At 44.9% G+C, this 3,622-nt stretch carries 2 protein-coding genes; one reads left to right on the forward strand and one right to left on the reverse strand.

Translation table 11 applies throughout. From position 1 onward, the window contains the following. Positions 1–915: ROK family transcriptional regulator (locus tag AC4MRN_RS19980; protein ID WP_491204308.1), on the reverse strand; the 915-nt coding region annotated here is incomplete at its 3' end. A gap of 765 nt (positions 916–1,680) precedes the next feature. On the opposite strand from AC4MRN_RS19980, the gene AC4MRN_RS19985 reads away from it, so the two are divergent. After that, positions 1,681–3,622 (forward strand): TonB-dependent receptor (locus tag AC4MRN_RS19985; RefSeq protein ID WP_491204309.1); only part of this gene is annotated, 1,942 nt, incomplete at its 3' end.

The following is a 3,622-nucleotide window of genomic DNA, read 5'->3' on the forward strand; positions in this document are numbered from 1 at the left end:
AAACATATTTGGGTTCATTATTGTTGCCATGGAAGCAATGATGCGGGAAATAATGATGAGGGCAGGGTGTGTGGTCAGGTCATCGCCGGCTTCGAGCGCTTCCTGTAATTTGTGTTTGTGCACATAATCCTGCAGGTTAACGCCTTCTTCAATCATGATATGACCCAATTCACCGGCCATACCCGCCGCGCCACGAATCAGGTGATTGTCGAAATACACACCGCCACCAATACCTTCACCAAAGTAAATGAACACAAAGTCGGATTCGTGTCTGGCAATGCCGTTGGCCTTTTCTGCAAGCGTTGCCCAGTTTACGTCGTTATCTATGGTGACAGGACACTGAAAATGACTATGGAGAAGGTGTTTGAAGTTAATCTCGTGGATCACCGTGAATTGGGAAAAGGGGAGTGCGATGATTTCACCGGTTGTAGTATTTACCGGCGTGGCTACCGATACACCAATTGCCAGTAAAGGCGCTTGCTGATCGTTGAGCGACAGTTCAACGATTTGAATTATCGCTTTAATAAAGTCCTGCTTGTCCCAGCCCTGGTCAATGGTAAAGCTCTGGTCGCGAATTACACCCAGCGCCAGATTGGTCAACCTGAGCTGTATTTGCTTTACGTCAATCGCCAAAGCCAGAATAATGCCTTTTGACGCGTTGATTTCATAAATAATACCGGCCCGGCCTTGTTTATTTTGTGTTTTTCGCTTTGTTTCGTTTACCAGTCCAAGCTTTACCAGACGTTGTGCAGACTCAGATATCGTCGGTCTTGAAATACCGGTTAATTTCGCAATGGATGCACGGCTCATTGGGCCATGCTGTTTAATGGTGTGAAAGAAATGCCTGTCTGGCATTAGCGCTAAAGGTGCGCGCTTTTCTGATTTTTGCGATCCGTTGTCTTTATTATTTTGCATTGTAGTGTCATTGCTCTGGCAAAGTCATTTTCTGGCATTGGCCTACATAATGTACTTGCCTGTAGGGTAAGGTATTTATTGTACAGTGAACAATACGTTATGTTTACAATTGTTTTCTTATTTGTTCACAACTCTATTTGTTAATATACCTGCTTTTTTCTCTCTCGCCAGTTTTTTAATCTGTGTAATACGTTATCAAATTCATTATGACAACGATGTAGTAAGTTTGACGCATTATTTTTGGCGCTGTTCCTGAATAGCAATATGAAATACGAAATAGTGGCTATAAAACCGCTAAATTTCGGCTTGAAACCGGTTTTTTACTTATTTTTTAGCTTGATTTTTGTCCGGTTCCGTTTTGATAACGTTGTCTAAAATAGTAATAAGCGAATCAATTTTTCTATATCAATCTACTTTTCTGTTTAAAAAGTCCGTAGCAATTAACGCACCGAGTTGATCAAAAACACGATGAATGACAGGTATTTTATTTATTTGTTAGGTTTCTTTACAAAATGCTTGCATTGTTATCAGATTGTAAGCTATAAGTTGCACTGTTACAGATTATTAACAAAGTTGGTAATTTGTGGCAGTTCAATGCGGATGAGAGAAACCGTATTGGATGTTAGCACTGCGTACTGCGTGTAGGACTTCCTACGACTTAGTGTTATCGGTTGAGTGGTTGGGTCACTTAATGACATCGATGACAAAAAGCAGGCACAAACGCACACATAAACAAAAGTGTTAATCTCAATTGGAAACCAAACTATGTTTCATAAGAACAAACTAGCAACAGCTGTATCCGGGGCACTTTGTGTCATGGTCGCTTCAGGCGCCTATGCACAGGAAGCGGGCACAGTAGAAAAGATTGAAGTAAGGGGTGTACGAGGCAGTTTATCTCAGTCGATGAATGTCAAAAGACAATCAACGGGTGTGGTAGATGCAATTTCTGCTGAGGATATGGGTAAGTTCCCAGACACCAACCTGGCTGAGTCACTGCAGCGTATTACCGGTGTGTCAATTAACCGTGTAAACGGTGAAGGTTCAGAAGTAACTGTTCGTGGTTTTGGCGGTAACTTTAACCTGATCACCCTGAACGGACGTCAGATGCCGGCGGCAAACGTTGCCTCAATTACAGGTAACCCGCTTGATCAGGGCGCATCAGGTACTACGCGTTCATTTGACTTCTCTAACCTGGCGTCTGAAGGTGTGAGCGGCATTGAGGTGTATAAAACGGGTCGTGCTGCAGTACCATCAGGTGGTATTGGTGCAACCATCAACATTAATACGCTGAAGCCACTGGCTCAGGGTAATGACCGCGCTTCTATTGGCGTAAAAGCCATGAAAGACGAAAGCGGTGATGGCGTAACACCAGAGTTAAGCGGCGTAGCTAACTGGGTAAATGATGACGGCAACTTCGGTGTTGCGCTGTTTGGTTCATTCCAGGAACGTGACTCTGGTAGCCGCCACATGAGTGTGGAAAACTACCAGCTGTACAATTGGGATTCAAATTCTCCGGGTACATTCGGTCTGGTTGACGGCGCGAATGTAACCAACGCACCAGCAGAAGGTCAGCTGGTTGCGATGCCTTCAAACCTGGGTATAGGTTTGAACGAAGACAATCGTGAGCGTATCAACGGTATGTTAACGGTGCAGTATGCACCTAACGACAATATGACCATTACGGCTGATGCGACTTATGCCAGCAACACTATTTCTTCAACCTCTATTGTTGATGGTATTTGGTTTGCGCGTCAGTTCACTGATATGGAATTTGACGGTAACCCGGTTGTTGCGACACCTATTCGCTTCACTGAAGACATCGATGGTGGTAAAGACTTCTTCTTCCAAAACCTGGTAATGGGTGCGAAAGACGAACTTAAGTCATTTGGCTTCAACGTTGACTGGTGGGCGAATGACTCACTGAACCTGCGTTTTGATGCGTCAGTTGCAGAAGCAAGCAGTGGCGGCAACGGTCCATACGGTAAAAACGTTATCCGCTTCAACGTAGCGGGTGCGACAGCCGGCTGGCAAACCGTTGACTACTCACAGTCATTGCCCCAAGCCAGCATTGTTGTTGACGATTCTATTAAAGGTAACAACAACGGCATCTTTGATTTGCCAGACGTAGGCCCACAGGTAACTCGTGCTATTTCGTCTGACCAAACCTCTAAAGTTAACCAGTTCCGCTTCGACGGTAGCTGGGACAAAGGCGCTGACGTTAAGCTTGATTTCGGTTTAGGTTATATGTCTACCGAAATGGAACAGGTTCGTTATGAAACTGAAGCACAGCTTGGTGGTTGGGGTGTTGCCGATGTAGGTAATATTCCAGAAGGTCTGCTTGACGTAACCTGTACCGCTTGTGCATTCCAGGATCACAACATGAATGGTGTTGCCGGTGCTGATTCAATTGCGGTACCTGCAGGCGCAACAACAATCCCTCTCGGTAGTGTTTCATTCCGCGGAAATGCAGTTGATTTACTGAACGCCGTAGCACCAGAGTATGGTTTCACGCCGGGTGATTTGCCAGCAGTTAGTTCAGCTAATAACACTGTGAAAGAAGACATTTTGTCATTGTACGCAATGGCTACAATGGATGGCGAAATCGGTGGCTTTGAAGCTAACCTGGTAGTTGGTGCGCGTTATGAGCGTACTGATGTAACGTCAATTTCACTGCAGTCTGTGCCTGAGCAAATTTTGTGGACATCCG

It is taken from the genome of Marisediminitalea sp. (genome assembly GCF_984433645.1).